This window comes from Ruegeria sp. G2 (genome assembly GCF_056533505.1).
The window spans coordinates 409547-423910 of sequence record NZ_JBQFON010000002.1 but is presented as its reverse complement, the minus strand read 5'-3'; the positions used below and the strand labels follow the sequence as shown (position 1 = coordinate 423910).

The following is a 14364-nucleotide window of genomic DNA, read 5'->3' as shown; positions in this document are numbered from 1 at the left end:
CCCTGATATTATCTCATGTCTGCCCAGTTCTCGCCCAGATTGATCGCAATAAAGAGACAACGAACAGAAGACCTGGGGAACGAGAATGGATCGACTGACCGAAATGGAGGCCTTTTCCAACGTGGTGGACCAGGGTGGTTTCACCGACGCGGCCAAAAAAATGGGTATCTCCAAATCAGCCGTGTCCAAACACGTGTCGAGCCTTGAGGCGCGGCTGGGTGCGCGACTGCTAAACCGCACCACACGCCGGGTTTCACCGACCGAGATTGGACTGGCCTATTATGATCGCGCCCGGCGCGTGCTCAACGACGCGGGCGAGGCAGATGCGCTTGTAACCTCGATGCAATCCGACCCTTCTGGTCTTCTGCGGATCAGTGTGGCGACGGATTTCGGTGTCAATCACCTGTCACCTGTGCTTTCGGAATTCCTGTCTGCCTATCCCGATATCACCGTGAACATGGTGCTGAACAACCGTTACGTCGAACTGATCTCGGAAGGCTTTGACGTGGCCGTGCGCATTGGGGAACTGGAAGACAGCACCTTGCGCGCCCGCAAACTGACCGAAACCGTAAAACGCATGGTCGTAGCGCCCAGCTATATCGAGCAGTTTGGGCGCCCGCAAAAGATCGACGACCTGAATGAACACAAGCTACTGCACTATTCGAGTCAGTCCTCGGGCAGCGTTTGGAAATTGACCGCGCCGTCGGGCGAGAAACGTCAGGTGCGCACCGCTGGTTGGTTAAGCGTAAATGACGGACAGTCGCTGTTAAACGCCGCAATCTCGGGCCTTGGGATCGCACATCTGCCCAGCTATCTCTATGCCGACGCGCTGAAATCGGGCGAGGTGGTGGATGCGATGCCTTCGCTTCCGGACGAGGTGCAAGGCGTTTACGCAGTTTATCCGCCGGGCCGGTTCACCCAGCCCAAGGTGCGTGCTTTCATCGATTTTCTGGTCGCATCCTTCGCTGAAAAAGGTCCGATGGATTGGTAGAATTCTCCCTGTGGAACCTAAATGACCCGCGCTGATCAGTGCGGGTCTTTTTTGTCGCTCGTTCGATCTGAATCTGCCGGTCAAACCTCAGCAGGTGATACAGCCCGCTGATACAGGTGCCATGTGGTGTGACCCAGGATCGGCAGTGTAAAGACAAGTCCCAAAAACGCGGGTGCCAGTGATATCAGCATGGTGACCGAAATGATCGCAGCCCAGCCGAGCATCACCACCGGATTCTCGGAGACGGCGCGAACCGAGGTAAGCATGGCAGAGACGAAATTGGTTTCACGATCCAGCAGCATCGGCATGGCGATAACGGTTACCGAGAACAGCACAGCCGACAGAAACGCCCCGACGCAGGTGCCAATCGCAAGGAAGGTCCAGCCCTGCGGCGTGAAAAGCACGATGTTCAAGAACCCCTCAAAATCGGAAAATGACGCTTTTTGCAGAGTGATCGCCAGCCAAAGGCGGATTTGATAGGTCCAGACCCAGAATATAAACAGGGTGACGAAGGCCATCCAGCCCAGCTCGCGTTTGCGTTGATTGGCCATGACGGTGAGGATTTCGGACCACCCGAAGTTTTCCCCTTTTTGCAAGCGACGGGACATCTCATAGAGCCCCGCGGCTGCGAAGGGCGCGACCAGCGGAAAGCCTACCGCCGCAGGAATGATCATCCAGATCTTGCCAAGCCAAACCAGGCACCAGACGAACAGGATGCCGAAAACCGCATAGAACAGGCCGAAAAATCCGCTCATGACCGGGCGCGCAAGGAAGTCGGAAAACCCGGCCTTGAGCGACGCGGTGATATCTGCCGCTGTCAGCCTGTTGACCTCGGGCATGGCTTGTTGTGGGGCCATGTTATCCGGCGGTGTGGAATCGTCGGTCCTGGATGCCATGACGCACTCCTCCCTAAGCTTGGTGGCGGATGGGACTGCCTGCCAACAGGTCCGACAGCAAGACAGAGGTCCCGTTTATCTGCAAGTGTGCATCAGGGTGTGGCATCAGGGCAAGAGGTGCACAGGGCGGGTGCGATGCCTGCGCCCGTCAGTTGACCAGCAACACCGCCTCGACCCGGCGATTGATATCCCGGCCCTCGGGCGCGGCGTTCGAGGTGATGGGCGCAAGATAGCCTACGCCCTGCGCTTCGATCCGGTCGGCAGCAACGCCGTGTGCTTCGATCAGACGCGCGCGCACAGCTTCGGCCCGTTTGGTACTGACCGCAATATTGGCCGACAGGGCGCCGGTATCATCCGTGTGTCCGACCAGCGCCAAGCGGGTCGATGGATTGTCGGCCAGATAGCCCGCAAGCAGCGCTAGCGAGGTAAATGGCCCTTCGCCCAGCGCGACTTCGCCGGTGCGAAAGTGCAGATCATCGAGAATGACGTGACCGGTGCCGCTGAGATCGCTGAGCAACCCGGCCGAGCCTTCAACGGTATCTTCGATCACCAATGGCGGCGCGGGTTGCGTGCCCAGCGGAGTCACCCGGATCGTCTGCACATAGCCATCTGGCGGGTTACGGCTGACCAGCAGGCTCAGCACCTCGTCGCCGCGGGTCGCGGACAGAAAGCGGTAATCGTGGATCGCCACATACATGTCGGGTGTCGGCACTACCTCGGTGCCAAAGCGGAAATCGAACCCGCCACAATTGCGTGCCTCACATTCAAACGCGATCTCGAAACCCTGCGCCTGAAGCTGATCCCGCAGAGGTGCAAGGATTTGCAGCGTTGTGTTGGACCCCGCCTGAAGCCGCCATGTCAGCCGCTCAACACGCCCCTCGACATTGCGGGACGGAATTGCGCCGTCGGCAAACACGCCGGTTGGCAGGTCGTAACTGTCAAGCGCGCTGGTGCGGTCAGATATCTGCCGGGCGCCCGCAGGAAAGTTCAACTCCTGCGCCAAGGCAGGCGCGGCCAGCAAAGCAATACAGATGAACAGGGTTCGGATCATCGGAACTGGGCGTGATACTCAGGGTTCGGGACCATCGCAGTGGCACTGGCCACGCGGTTGGTCATGTTGAAGAAACCGGTGACATTGGCGATGTCCCAGATATCGCGATCCGAGAATCCAGCATCGCGCAATAACTGGCGGTCGGGCTCTTCGATTGTGGTACTGGCAGTGGTCATCTTGGCGGCGAAATCCAGCATCGCACGTTGGCGCGCATCCAGTTTGGTGACGCGGTAGTTCATCACCAACATCTCGCCCAGTTGCGGGTCACCCGAAAGCTGCCGCACTGCCGCGCCATGGGCCACGAGGCAATAGAAGCATTTGTTGATCGAAGACACCACGACCGCGATCATCTCGCGCTCCAGTTTGGACAGCCCGCTGTCGGCCAGCATCAGATCATTATACATCGAAGTGAAGGCGTTCAGCTTGTCGATATCGAAGGCATAGGCGCGCAGGACATTCGGCACCATTCCCAGTTTCTCGACACAGATATCGAAGTATTTCTGCGTCTCTGGCGGTAGAGGGTCCACCATTGGCAGATCCAGGGCAGTGGGCATGTCCTGTTTGGTCAATTCGCTCTCCTTAGACGCGCTGGCGATAGTGGTATTCTCCGTCGATCTTCATCCCAAGCGAGTGGTAGAGGCCATTGGCCCCTGCATTCGCCTTGGTACAAATCACGCTAAGCGTCTCGGCGCCATTGTCCAGCGCCCAAAAAGCCGCGGCTCGCATTGCCCAGTTGCCCAACCCCTTGCGGCGATGATCCGGCAGGATTTCCAACGCATGCACCATCGCGATACCGTCGTGGATCGCCACAAAACCCGTTCCTGCGGGTTGATCGCTGTGGCGCAACAAAAGGCCGGTCTTTGGGCCCGGTGCCCGGTACATGATGGCAATCCGCTCGGGGCCGATACCGCCCTGCGCCCAGATCTCGCGCATGATGGCCAGCGGTTCCCAGATGTTGAAAACAGTCACGCGCGGGATCGGGATATCGGTCAATTGCTGCGCCGGGCAGGAATAGATATTGACCGGATCAAGAATGTCATATCCGCGTTCGGCAAGCTGCGCATCCAGCACTTCATCCCCCGGACGCAGGCAGAAGATGCGTTTCTGGCCCATCGCCTGCATGGCGCCTTCAGCCGCGTCGATATCGGCGTTGGTTACGTCCCCAATCCGACTGGCGGCGGATACGCGTGACCCTCCGCCCTGCCCTTGTCGCAGCCGAAAAGGGCCATGCGATTGATAGCCCGCAGCAGGCCATGTGCCGTCTACAACTGCAGCCCAATCGGTGCTCAAAGCTCGATCTCTTTCGCGAGGCGGGTCATGGCGGCATCAATGCGCCCGCCATCGGTGCCGCGCACAACCACATTCGCCCCGAACACGCCATTTGTCTGAAACGGATAACATCCGATCGAGAGGTCGCCGAAATCTTTCGCGAGCGCGGCCAAGGTCGACGCTATATCGCCCTCACCTCTGTCCACACGCAGAGTCTGCGACAACAGCGGGTTGCCTCCGGTAAGCAAAGGTAAAACACTCGCCACCATCGCCTGAAAAACCAACGGTACTCCGGCCATGACATGGACGTTTGCAATCGTAAAGCCGGGCGCGGTCGAGACCGGGTTGTCGATCAATTCCGCCCCGTCCGGGATACGCGCCATACGCAGGCGAGCGTCGTTCAGCTCCAGCCCAGACTTCTCGTAATGCGCTTCAAGCAGCGCCCGCGCGTCGTGGCGAACATCGATATGCGCGCCAAAAGCTCGAGCGATGCAATCGGCGGTGATATCGTCATGGGTCGGGCCGATGCCGCCACTAGTAAACACGTGGTCATGGGCCTGGGACAGCGCCCTGACTGCCGCCTCAATCGCGGGCGCATCATCACTGACAATGCGCACCTCTTTCAGATCGATGCCGTGTTTGGCCAGCTCTCCAGCCAGATAATGCATATTGGCATCGCGGGTGCGGCCCGAGAGGATCTCATCCCCGATCACCAACATTGCAGCGGTTGGATTGGCCATGGCGCGCCCTCCCTCTTGATCGACCGTTAGGGCAGGTATAGGCCCTAGGCCATGCGATTTGAAACCCCCCTTGTCCCCGCCCGCCTGATCCGACGTTACAAGCGCTTTCTGGCAGATTGCAGGTTGGAAGACGGGCGCGAAGTAACAGCCCATTGCGCCAATCCCGGCTCGATGATGGGGCTGGCGGAGCCGGGTGAGAAAATCTGGCTGGAGCCGAATGATGATCCGAAGAAAAAGCTGAAATACGGCTGGCGGCTTGTTGATCATGAGAACGGGCATTTCACAGGAGTCGACACATCCGTCCCAAACAAGGCGCTTCGGGCGGCGCTTGAGGCACGCGAAATCCCCGAACTGGCGGCCTATGAAACCGTCCGCCCTGAGGTCAAATACGGTGAAAACAGCCGCATCGATTTCCTGCTGACCCAGCCCGGCCTGCCAGATGCTTATGTCGAGGTCAAAAGCGTCACCCTCTCACGCCAACCCGGGCTGGCTGAATTCCCCGACAGTGTCACCGCACGCGGCACTAAACATCTGGGCGAACTGGCGGCTATGGCGGCACAAGGGCATCGGGCGGTGATGCTGTATCTGGTGCAGCGGACCGATTGCGACCGGTTTGCGCTGGCGGCGGATATTGATCCGACCTATGCGGCGGCGTTTGAAGCAGCGCGGGCACAGGGGGTGGAGAAGTTGGTTTACGGGACGCAGATTTCGCCAATGGGTATTTTGGTAACTCGTCAATCAATTGTTGAGAGAAAACTCAGATGAATCCGACTATTTCTATCGAATTTGCCTAGGTTTCTCAAAGGACAACTGAATGACTGCCCCATCGAAGACTGAGAACACCCGCTTAAAAAAACGTATTCGAACAATCTCACTGACTCTAATGATTTTGGGTGGCGTACCTGTATTGGCAAGATTTTTTGGTGTAGGGTTTATCCCCTCTCCAGTTTGGCTTTCCTTGGCATTTTGGCCTGCATGCATAGTGGGAGCAATTTCAGGAGCAACAGCACTTTGGGCGGTTCATCTTAGCTTATCGGAAGGCATCCTATTCTCAGAGCCAATAAAAACAACATTGTCTATATTGTTCATGCCTTTGGCAGGTGCGTTTGCGGGGTTTCTTGTAGTGGCGGCGACGATCCCTATGGTTATTTCTCTTCCCTCTTTTCGCACGGTAGAAATAACATTTGTTGTTAGTGATCCCAATATGGGAGATTATCGGAGGTGCCCTAGGCCAATCGCTCTGAAAGACACGGCGCGTGCCGTTAACGTCGTTTGTGATGTCCCGAACAGTATTCGCAGACGTTTGCGAACCGGAAGGAAGATTATTCTTGTTGGCCCCGGAAGCAGTGTCGGCGTATTTCCAACTCACTTTCGTCTACCTTGATCACCAAGAGCCCTTATCAGTCTCTGTATTAAATCAAATTAACTGAAAAACATCCACGACCGCACACCCTCTGGTACTTTCTGCACAAGCAGCGTAAAAGAAGTGCTGCGTGAAATATTTGGAGTCTCGCACCGATGAAAGAACATCGTGGCCGTCTGACCAAGGATGGCATCCGTATCTACGAACAAAGTGACTTTGCCGGAATGCATGCGGCAGGGGTGCTGGCTGCGCAGATATTGGACGATATTGCTGATCATGTTTTTGTCGGTCAGACCACGGGTGCGATTGACGGGCTGATCACGCAGATGGTCGAGGACGCGGGCGCAGAATCAGCGACCATTGGCTATAAAGGTTATCAGCACGCAAGTTGTATTAGCGTGAACCATGTAGTCTGTCACGGCATACCCGGCGAGAAGAAGCTGAAGGATGGCGATATCCTGAATATCGACGTCACTGTGATCGTCGATGGCTGGTTTGGTGACACCTCGCGTATGTACGTGGCTGGTAAGCTTCCGCGTAAAGCCGAGCGGCTGATTCAGGTGACCCATGATGCGCTGTTCAAGGGCATCGATATGGTCAAGCCGGGTAATACCTTCGGGGATATAGGCCATGCCATTCAGGCCTATGTCGAGGCGCACCGGATGAGCGTTGTCCGCGATTTCTGCGGACATGGGCTGGGCCGTGTTTTCCACGCACCACCAAACGTTCTGCACTACGGCCGCCCCGGAACTGGCGCCGTGTTGGAAGAAGGCATGTTCTTCACCATCGAACCGATGGTCAATCTGGGCCGCCCCGAAACCAAAACACTTGCCGATGACTGGACTGCCGTGACTCGCGACAAATCTCTGTCGGCGCAGTTTGAGCATTCGGTGGGTGTGACGGCCGATGGGGTTGAGATTTTCACCCTGTCACCGGGTGGCAAATATCACCCGACTTATTCGTCCTGATCAGTCGCCTGATCGCGTAAAAGTTTCAGCAACAACGTCTCATCGCGCCAGGGGATCACCGCGTCGTTGATAAACACCGGCGCGCGCATCGGTTTGGTCGGCGGCCCGGTGGTGGCGTCGCTGTCTGTCAAAAAGCCCCAAAACGGAGGTGTGATGGCGCGGTCCATGGGCCGACCTTAGCATATTTCTCGGTCAGAGTCCCAAAAGCCCCGGCACATGTGACATATCCGTGAAGACCTCGGCCCCCAGCGCAGCCAGCCGCGCGCCGTCGTCGTGGGCTGCATAGGCGAGGCAGCGCATATTGGCACGGATGGCGGCGGTGACGCCGTTCTCACTGTCTTCGATCACGACCGGCGATTTGGCGCCAAATTGCTGCGCCGCTGTCAGGAACAGGGTGGGGTCAGGTTTACCTGAGCCCAGCACATGGGCCGAAAACATGACCGTGCTGAACCGCTCCCACAGACCGTTCTGACCCAGAGTAATCTGCATTTTCTCTGGCCTGCCATTTGAGGCGACACAATAAGGAATGGTGGCTGCATCCAATTGCGTCAGCAATTCTGGGATGCCTTCAACCAAAGGAGTGCCCGCTCGCAGCCTCTCATAGATTTCCGAGTAGATTTGATCGGTCCAGTCGTCAGGCAGATCCGCACCGAGATCGCGCGCCTTGTCTCGGACACCAGTCATCGTACCACCGACGAAAAGAGACATGCACTCTGCAAGGGTCAGGTGCAGACCATATTGGGCCAGATTGTCGATCATGACCTGATTGGACAGAACCTCGCTATCAACCAGAACCCCGTCGCAATCGAAAATGACCAGATCATGCATATCAGCCCCCAGTTCGCCACATCAGCGAAATGCACGTGTCGCCATATTTCCGCGCGTCATGCAGAGCGAACCCATTTGGAGCAATCATGGGGGCGTTTTCCTCCCACACGATCAGGGCGTCCTGGGCCAGCCAGCCACCTTTGGTGGCCGCCGCCAGCGCCTTTTGACCCAGGTCTTTGCCATAAGGCGGATCAAGAAAGACCAGATCGCATGCGTCGCCTGCGTTTTCCACCAACCGCGTTGCGTCACGTCTGATCAGAGTGGTCTGGTCCCGACTTCCGGTCAGATCGATATTCTTGCGTATCAGACCCTGCGCAATTCGCCCATCATCGACAAACGTAACATGGGCCGCTCCGCGCGACAGCGCTTCAAGCCCCAACGCACCAGTACCTGCAAACAGGTCCAACACGTGCAGACCATCAATGTCGATCTGATGGTTCAGGACGTTGAAAAGGCTTTCCCGCACCCGATCGGTAGTGGGGCGCAGATGGGCCCCCGCATCGCCTTTACCGACCGAGGCCAATGCCCGGCCCCGGAAGTTACCGGCGATAATCCTCACGCTTTGAGCAGCGGTTTCAAGTCCGCTTCTGGGTCAGCCACCACCCTCGGATCAGCTGTTTTACCCGCATCGATCAGGCGTTTGCCTACCATATAAGCGCGCGGGTCGTTCATCGCGTCGACCGCAATCAGCTGATCGCCTTTATAGTACCAGAAGGACACCGTCGCGCCTTCACCCTTGCGGGTCACGACGCGATCATAGCCTGTATTTAGGCCCGCAATCTGCAGCTTGACGTCGTACTGATCCGACCAGAACCACGGCGTCGCGGTATAATCCTTGGCAGCACCCAGCATGTTCTGGGCCACGATCTCGGCCTGATCGATGGCGTTGGGTACGCTTTCCAGACGAATGCGGCCCTCACCATGCGGGAACGAGGCACAATCACCCGCCGCCCAGATTGACGGGTCCGACGTGCGGCCATGGGCATCGGTTTTGATGCCGTTGTCCAGCTCCAATCCCGCCATTTCAGCCAGTTGCGTTGAGGGTGCGATGCCGACCCCCACCACGACGAAATCCACCTTTAATTCGGTGCCATCGGACAGAATAGCACCCGTCACCTTGCCATCTTCACCAACCAAACGATCCAGCCCAACGCCTTCGCAAATGTCGGCTCCGTATTCCGTATGAAGCGTACGGAAATAGTCGCTGGTCTCTTTCGCGGCGACACGCTGCAGAATGCGGTCTGCCATCTCGATCAGCGTGACTTTGACCCCACGCTTGGCACAAACCGCGGCGGCCTCGAGCCCGATATAGCCGCCACCGACGATCAGAGCACGTGCACCATCGGTTACCCGAGGCTCCATCTCGTCGATATGCGCAAGATCGCGCACCACATGGACGCCTTCAAGATCGCCACCAATGGCTGCGGGCAGACGACGCGGATCAGAGCCTGTGGTCAGAGCCAACTCATCATAGGCGATCACGTCATCACCTATGGTTACCGTTTTGGCCTTTGGGTCAATTCCGGTCACGCGCTGCCCCAGTCGGAGGGTGATATTGTTTTCCGCATAGAAGCTATCGGGCCGCAGGAACAGGCGTTCCAACTCCATCTCGCCCAACAGGTAGCCTTTGGATAATGGCGGGCGCTGGTAGGGCAGGTGCGGCTCGGCACCAATCAGGGTGATGTCGCCTTCAAAGCCGTCCTTGCGCAACCGCGCCACGAGTGAAGCACCAGCCTGCCCTGCCCCGATCACGACGATATGGCTCATGTTGTGCTCCCCTGCAGAATTCCGATGGTCTCTTTCTTTCGACAACCTATATTGCGACAAAGCCCGACTCTGCAAATCCAAATGACAGGAGCTTAATAAATGATTTCAACAGGTGACATGCTGCCCGACGCGACGCTGATTCAGATGGGAGCCGATGGCCCTGGAGAGGTGCGGATTTCAGAAAAAACCAAAGGGCGCAAGGTGGTGATCTTTGCTGTGCCCGGCGCATTTACCGGGACCTGCACGACCGCGCATGTCCCAAGCTTCATGCGGACAAAAGGCCAATTCGACGCAAAAGGAGTTGATGAGATCATCTGTATTTCGGTCAACGATCCCTTCGTGATGGGCGCCTGGGGTGAAAGCACCGGAGCAACTGCCGCAGGATTGACCATGCTGGCCGACGCCGCATCGGAATTCACCAAGGCGGTAGGCATGGATTTCGACGCGCCACCGGTTGGTTTGCTGGCACGGTCCAAGCGCTATGCCATGTTGGTCGATGACGGCAAGGTAATCGCCTTGAACATCGAAGAGAATCCGGGCGTTTGCGAGATTTCGGCTGGCGAAGGTCTGCTTGAAACCTTCTGATCCCGGTTGGCCCCGGCATAACCGGGGCCACATAAAACGCATTTAACTTGATGCAACGACCCGATGTGCCAATACTCGGCCATACAACCCGGGAGTTCATTGATGCGACTGAAATTAATCACTTTGATTCTTGGTGGCGCCGGCGCCTTAGCAGCGTGCGGCCCCGCACCCACCCCCCAGCAGCAAGCGGCGCGACAGCACGAGATTGCCTGCCTGAGCGGAACCATAGGCGGTGCACTAATCGGTGGGGTGATCGGTAATCAATTTGGCGGCGGTTCCGGCAAGACCATTCTGACCGCGGCGGGCGCTGCTGCGGGTGGGCTGTCTGGCGAACGCTACGCATGTTGAGGAGACTGGATATGAACCGAGTATTGATTATCGCAGCCGCCCTCATAATGGCCAGCGTTGCCAACGCCGAGACTGTCGCGGAATTGCATGAGGCCGAGCTGAACAATATCGACAAGAACAATGATGGGTTTCTGTCCCAGGACGAATTCAACGCCTTCTCGGACTATGCATTTCAAGCGATGGACGAAGACAAGAACGGCACACTTGGCCTGGATGAAGCTAAACCGTTCCTAGACATCAAGCAGTTTCAGAATGTTGACCGCGATGGAGATAACACTATCTCACGGCCAGAGTACGACGCCCAGATGGACAGCGATTTCACCTCGGCTGATCTGGATGGCAATGGGCAATTAAACTAGTGCTCAATCAATCAGGAGGCGTAAGATGACGAGATGGATCAGCCTCGGCGCGCTTCTGGTGCTCGCGGCTTGTGATGTACCGCAATCACCTGTTGTTACCGGCCCAGACGGACAGACCCGCATTCAGATCAATACCGCCGGTTTGACCTGTTATGAGACACGGTGCCTCGACATCAACCCGTCGACCCGCAGCGTCCGCTCGGTCGGCAGCCGCACGATCAGAATCCCGGCCAAAATCGATATCAGCGGAGGAACCATTTCTCCAGATGATTTCAAACAACTAGGAACCGCTGCGTTGCTGGCAGGTGGTGCAGGGTCAGCTGGCGACCGATAGAAGGCTATCCATCTTGCGCGCCAGCTTGGCGTCTTGTGCGGACAGGCCGCCAACATCATGGGTGGACAGCACCACCTCGACTGTGCGGTAGACATTTGACCATTCGGGGTGGTGGTTCCATTTCTCGGCCCAGATCGCCACCTGCGTCATCCAGCCGAAAGCGGCGACAAAATTATCGAAGATGAAGGTCTTTGTGATCGCATCGCGGTCCTCAACCATAGTCCAGCCATTTCTGAACAGCGGGTCCAGCAGCGGGCCGCGGGTCTCGGTTGACAGAAGTTCGGTCATTGCTGTTCCTCCGGGTTCGATTTCCTGAACGGGCCATAATCCGTCAGAATCTCGATCTCTTCTCCCACTGCGTGGGCTTCGGCGTCCAGATATTTCTGAACTGCATCAGCAAAACCCGGATCACCGACCCAGTGCAAGCTATGCGTGCGGGTCGGCATATAACCGCGCGCCAGCTTGTGCTCGCCCTGGGCACCTGCCTCAACCCGGGCCAGCCCTTCGGCAATGGCAAAGTCGATCGCCCTATAATAGCACAGTTCGAAATGCAGGCAGGGATGGTGTTCCACGCAGCCCCAATAGCGGCCATAGAGCGTTTCCCGGCCGATGAAATTCAAGGCCCCGGCTACCGGGTATCCGTTGCGCTCGGCCAGCACCAGAGCGATGTCATCTGTCATCGTTTCCTGAGCGATATCAAAGAATTGCCGCGTCAGGTAGGGTGATCCCCATTTGCGCGCGCCGGTATCCTGGTAGAATCGCCAGAAGGCATCCCAGTGCTCCGGCCGCAGATCATCGCCTGTGATCGTACGAATCTGCCCGCCGAAGTCACAGGCCTGCTCGCGTTCTTTCCGGATATTTTTGCGTTTGCGCGAAGATAGCGCTGCCAGAAACCCATCGAAATCGGTGTATCCATCATTGAGCCAGTGAAACTGCTGCGAATGCCGGACCATCAGGCCCATCTGTTCACCAGCCAGCGCCTCGGCCTCGGTGCAGAAGGTGGCGTGCAGTGAGGAGATGCGATTTTCGGCGGCTAGCTGCACCGCGCCTTGCACCAGCGCTGACATGCCCACCGCATCATAGCCGGGCCGTACCAGAAAACGTCGGCCTGTTGCGGGTGTAAATGGCGCAGCAATCTGCAGTTTCGGATAGTATCGCCCGCCTGCACTTTCATAAGCATGGGCCCAGCTGTGATCGAAGATGTACTCACCCTGCGAATGCGACTTGGCATACATCGGTGCCGCACCGATCAGCATTCCATCTAGATAAGCCGTCAGATATTGCGGCTGCCAGCCTGTGCCGCGTCCGACTGAACCGCTTTTTTCCAAAGCCAGCAAAAATCGGTGTGTGGTGAACGGATCATGCGGTCGCCCGCCATCAGCAACCTCAGGACAGGCGCAACTGTCCCAATCGCCCGCTGTTATCTGCGATAGCGATGTCAGAACCCGAACCTCTATCTGTGCCTGATCCATGTCCCCTCCGCGCTGCACCTTTATCTGTGATCGCGCGCGGCAGGATCAAGCGGGATATTCGGCCAGATAGCCTTCGAAGGTCACATTATCGGCAACCCTGCGCGCCTCGGCCTCTTGTTCAGGCGAGCGCACCGTCCAGCACAGGATCGGCACACCTTGCTCCTTCAGCTCGGCGACCCGGGGTCGGTCAAGATCAGAAGCTTCATGGCTGATGAAACTGGCCCCAACACGGTCAAAATCCGGGATATTGCGCAGATGGTCGCAAATGGATTGCTGCAAAAGCTCGGCCTTTGGGTCGTAAGAGCCGGTAACGAGACCGCGCGGTAGGTGTGGCGCAAGGCGCGCGAGTTCGGCAACCGCGTGTGGGTTGAATGACATTAGTGCGACCAGTCCGACATAGCCTTTCAGCGCACTTACTACATCCGCTTCCAACGCACCGATATCAGGTCCCATTGCCCCATCCTGATCCTTAAGCTCAATCAGAAGAGGCACCCGACCGGCAACCATGTTCAACACCTCTTCGAATGACGGGATACTCTCACCGTCGGAATGCAGCAGAGGCTGCGCCTGAGCCTGCGCCGCAGTGATTTGCTGAATAGGTCCCGCGCGTCCGGTCAGGCGAGTCATGTCATAGTCATGAAACACCATCGCACGGTTATCGCGCGTGCGCTGCAGATCAATTTCAATGCCATATCCCGCGTCGATCGCAGCACGAATGGCGGACCGGCTGTTCTCGGGCCGCTGGTCTGCAACGTCATGCAGCGCCCGATGTGCAATCGGGCGCTTCAGAAACTCAAGGGGCAGCGAAGGTGTCATTGAACCTCGAAGATGCCTTCGATTTCGACCGCGACGCCTAGCGGCAGCGACGCCGCGCTGACGGCTGAGCGCGAGTGACGACCAGCCTCACCCAGCGCCTCAACCAGAAAATCGGACGCGCCATTGATCACCTGCGGTTGCGCGGTGAAATCAGCAGTCGAGTTCACGAAACCAGTCAGTTTGATCACCCGCACCAGTTTGTCGATATCGCCGTCGCACGCCGCTTTTACCTGAGCCAGCAGATTGATGGCGCAGACCTTGGCCGCAGCCGCACCTGCCTCAATATCCATGTCATCGCCCAGCTTGCCTGTGATCAGATCGTCCGCCTTGGAGATTTGGCCCGACACATAGACGATGTTGCGGATGCGCACGAACGGAACGTAGTTTGCTGCGGGCGCGGGCGCGTCCGGTAAATTGACACCCAAGCTGTCCAGTTTTGCTGCAATACTCATGTGGTTGATCCTCATCTCACAGTGATTCCGCGCGGACGCTAACCGGGAACGCAGGTTTCGGAAAGCGGGAAAGCGGTAATTTTCTTAAGGCCTGCGAACTGCGCGGGTGTTCTCCTGTTCAGGAA

General features: G+C 57.5%; 21 protein-coding genes. 8 read left to right on the top strand and 13 right to left on the bottom strand.

Annotated elements, in window-relative coordinates; genetic code table 11:
* The first annotated feature begins 85 nt into the window (after positions 1-85).
* Positions 86-991 (top strand): LysR family transcriptional regulator, encoded by a 906-nt coding sequence (locus tag ACR0DU_RS06760; protein WP_010438570.1) that lies wholly within the window; start codon positions 86-88, stop codon positions 989-991.
* Between the two features lie 80 nt (positions 992-1071).
* Here ACR0DU_RS06760 and ACR0DU_RS06755 read toward each other — a convergent pair whose 3' ends face one another.
* The 5 genes from ACR0DU_RS06755 to ACR0DU_RS06735 all read right to left on the bottom strand — a co-directional run bounded on the left by ACR0DU_RS06755 (position 1072) and on the right by ACR0DU_RS06735 (position 4947).
* Entirely contained in the window at positions 1072-1887 is an 816-nt protein-coding gene (locus ACR0DU_RS06755) for a DUF2189 domain-containing protein (RefSeq protein ID WP_480873201.1), read from the bottom strand.
* A gap of 148 nt (positions 1888-2035) precedes the next feature.
* Positions 2036-2938 carry an OmpA family protein gene (locus tag ACR0DU_RS06750; protein WP_480873200.1) on the bottom strand — a complete coding sequence of 301 codons (903 nt, stop codon included), beginning with the start codon at positions 2936-2938 and terminating at the stop codon, positions 2036-2038.
* Entirely contained in the window at positions 2935-3507 is a 573-nt protein-coding gene (locus ACR0DU_RS06745; RefSeq protein ID WP_480873198.1) for a peroxidase-related enzyme, read from the bottom strand. The genes ACR0DU_RS06750 and ACR0DU_RS06745 overlap by 4 nt, the downstream gene beginning before the upstream one ends.
* A gap of 10 nt (positions 3508-3517) precedes the next feature.
* Positions 3518-4228: a GNAT family N-acetyltransferase gene (locus tag ACR0DU_RS06740; protein WP_480873196.1), complete on the bottom strand. Its 711-nt coding sequence runs from the start codon at positions 4226-4228 to the stop codon at positions 3518-3520.
* Positions 4225-4947, bottom strand: coding sequence for a competence/damage-inducible protein A (locus ACR0DU_RS06735; protein WP_480873195.1), 723 nt, complete (start codon positions 4945-4947; stop codon positions 4225-4227). The genes ACR0DU_RS06740 and ACR0DU_RS06735 overlap by 4 nt, the downstream gene beginning before the upstream one ends.
* 51 nt (positions 4948-4998) lie before the next feature.
* On the opposite strand from ACR0DU_RS06735, the gene sfsA reads away from it, so the two are divergent.
* The 3 genes from sfsA to map all read left to right on the top strand — a co-directional run bounded on the left by sfsA (position 4999) and on the right by map (position 7278).
* Positions 4999-5712, top strand: coding sequence for a DNA/RNA nuclease SfsA (sfsA, locus tag ACR0DU_RS06730; RefSeq protein WP_480873193.1), 714 nt, complete (start codon positions 4999-5001; stop codon positions 5710-5712).
* Positions 5713-5761: 49 nt separating this feature from the next.
* A complete protein-coding gene (locus ACR0DU_RS06725) occupies positions 5762-6331 on the top strand; it encodes a hypothetical protein (RefSeq protein ID WP_480873191.1) in 570 nt (189 codons plus the stop codon).
* Positions 6332-6465: 134 nt separating this feature from the next.
* Positions 6466-7278, top strand: a complete 813-nt coding sequence (map, locus tag ACR0DU_RS06720; protein WP_170780289.1) for a type I methionyl aminopeptidase — start codon at positions 6466-6468, stop codon at positions 7276-7278.
* Here the strand turns inward: map and ACR0DU_RS06715 are convergent.
* Genes ACR0DU_RS06715 through ACR0DU_RS06700 form a run of 4 tightly spaced genes read right to left on the bottom strand, consistent with a single transcriptional unit; the run spans position 7266 to position 9873 of the window.
* Positions 7266-7445 carry a hypothetical protein gene (locus ACR0DU_RS06715; protein ID WP_010438555.1) on the bottom strand — a complete coding sequence of 60 codons (180 nt, stop codon included), beginning with the start codon at positions 7443-7445 and terminating at the stop codon, positions 7266-7268. The two genes, map and ACR0DU_RS06715, sit on opposite strands and share 13 nt — an antisense overlap.
* Before the next feature lie 25 nt (positions 7446-7470).
* Positions 7471-8106: an HAD family hydrolase gene (locus ACR0DU_RS06710; RefSeq protein ID WP_480873189.1), complete on the bottom strand. Its 636-nt coding sequence runs from the start codon at positions 8104-8106 to the stop codon at positions 7471-7473.
* A 1-nt stretch (position 8107) separates the two neighbouring features.
* Positions 8108-8665, bottom strand: coding sequence for a 16S rRNA (guanine(966)-N(2))-methyltransferase RsmD (gene rsmD, locus ACR0DU_RS06705; protein ID WP_480873187.1), 558 nt, complete (start codon positions 8663-8665; stop codon positions 8108-8110).
* Entirely contained in the window at positions 8662-9873 is a 1212-nt protein-coding gene (locus tag ACR0DU_RS06700; protein ID WP_170780286.1) for an FAD-dependent oxidoreductase, read from the bottom strand. Before ACR0DU_RS06700 ends, rsmD begins: the two co-directional genes overlap by 4 nt.
* A gap of 99 nt (positions 9874-9972) precedes the next feature.
* Here ACR0DU_RS06700 and ACR0DU_RS06695 point away from each other — a divergent pair, with 99 nt between their 5' ends.
* The 4 genes from ACR0DU_RS06695 to ACR0DU_RS06680 all read left to right on the top strand — a co-directional run bounded on the left by ACR0DU_RS06695 (position 9973) and on the right by ACR0DU_RS06680 (position 11499).
* On the top strand, positions 9973-10458 hold the full coding sequence (locus ACR0DU_RS06695) for a peroxiredoxin (RefSeq protein ID WP_010438545.1): 486 nt from the start codon (positions 9973-9975) through the stop codon (positions 10456-10458).
* Positions 10459-10560: 102 nt separating this feature from the next.
* Positions 10561-10806 (top strand): glycine zipper 2TM domain-containing protein, encoded by a 246-nt coding sequence (locus tag ACR0DU_RS06690; RefSeq protein ID WP_010438542.1) that lies wholly within the window; start codon positions 10561-10563, stop codon positions 10804-10806.
* A gap of 11 nt (positions 10807-10817) precedes the next feature.
* Positions 10818-11165 carry an EF-hand domain-containing protein gene (locus ACR0DU_RS06685; protein WP_480873185.1) on the top strand — a complete coding sequence of 116 codons (348 nt, stop codon included), beginning with the start codon at positions 10818-10820 and terminating at the stop codon, positions 11163-11165.
* Between the two features lie 25 nt (positions 11166-11190).
* Entirely contained in the window at positions 11191-11499 is a 309-nt protein-coding gene (locus ACR0DU_RS06680) for a hypothetical protein (protein ID WP_480873183.1), read from the top strand.
* Here ACR0DU_RS06680 and ACR0DU_RS06675 read toward each other — a convergent pair.
* Genes ACR0DU_RS06675 through ACR0DU_RS06660 form a run of 4 tightly spaced genes read right to left on the bottom strand, consistent with a single transcriptional unit; the run spans position 11482 to position 14239 of the window.
* Positions 11482-11787: a 4a-hydroxytetrahydrobiopterin dehydratase gene (locus tag ACR0DU_RS06675; protein WP_170471617.1), complete on the bottom strand. Its 306-nt coding sequence runs from the start codon at positions 11785-11787 to the stop codon at positions 11482-11484. The genes ACR0DU_RS06680 and ACR0DU_RS06675 overlap by 18 nt on opposite strands.
* Positions 11784-12971: a GNAT family N-acetyltransferase gene (locus ACR0DU_RS06670; protein ID WP_480455880.1), complete on the bottom strand. Its 1188-nt coding sequence runs from the start codon at positions 12969-12971 to the stop codon at positions 11784-11786. Before ACR0DU_RS06670 ends, ACR0DU_RS06675 begins: the two co-directional genes overlap by 4 nt.
* Positions 12972-13016: 45 nt before the next feature.
* Positions 13017-13787 (bottom strand): glycerophosphodiester phosphodiesterase family protein, encoded by a 771-nt coding sequence (locus ACR0DU_RS06665; RefSeq protein WP_480873182.1) that lies wholly within the window; start codon positions 13785-13787, stop codon positions 13017-13019.
* Positions 13784-14239 (bottom strand): RidA family protein, encoded by a 456-nt coding sequence (locus ACR0DU_RS06660; protein WP_480873180.1) that lies wholly within the window; start codon positions 14237-14239, stop codon positions 13784-13786. Before ACR0DU_RS06660 ends, ACR0DU_RS06665 begins: the two co-directional genes overlap by 4 nt.
* Between the last annotated feature and the right edge of the window lie 125 nt (positions 14240-14364).